Raw genomic sequence first — 571 nt, forward strand, 5'->3', positions numbered from 1 at the left:
CGGCGCCTACGCGTTGCTGCCACAAGCCGTCGTCGCGGTCAAGCAGACGCATCCCGAGATCTCGGTCTCCGTGGTGGAAGGCACCGCGGAGGTCCTGGCCACCAGCTTGCAGCGGAGTGAGGTCGACCTGCTGGTGGGCCGGCTGGACCCCGGAACCTACCGCGGGACCCTTCACCACATCAGGCTCTACGACGAGGCCGTGCGGGCGGTGGTCCGCCGTGGCCACCCGGCGCTGTCCGTGACACCGCAACTCGCCGACCTGTTGTCCTATCCGTGAATCCTGCCCCTGCAGCCGAGCACCTTGCGGACCGAGCTCGACGAGATGTTCGCGGCCGCCGGCCTCAAAGCGCCGCGCGACATCACCGAGTGCTCCACCCTCCTGACTTCACGCGAGATCGTCCTGCATACCGATGCGATCGCGCCCCTGCCCATGCTCATCGGGGTCCGCGACAACTTGCTGGACATGCTTCCGCTGCATCTCGACACCGTCCCCCGCGCGATCGGCATCACCCTGCCCGCGGACCGCTCGGTGAGCCACGAAGCGCGAGTGCTGGTGGACGCGCTCACCGAG

The 571-nt window shown here is 68.5% G+C and carries 1 pseudogene; it reads left to right on the forward strand.

From position 1 onward, the window contains the following. Positions 1-13: 13 nt before the first annotated feature. Positions 14-571, forward strand: a pseudogene (locus FXF51_RS63410) (LysR substrate-binding domain-containing protein); the annotation flags it as partial.

It is taken from the genome of Nonomuraea sp. PA05, assembly GCF_008086045.1.
Taxonomy (GTDB): Bacteria; Actinomycetota; Actinomycetes; order Streptosporangiales; family Streptosporangiaceae; genus Nonomuraea; species Nonomuraea monospora.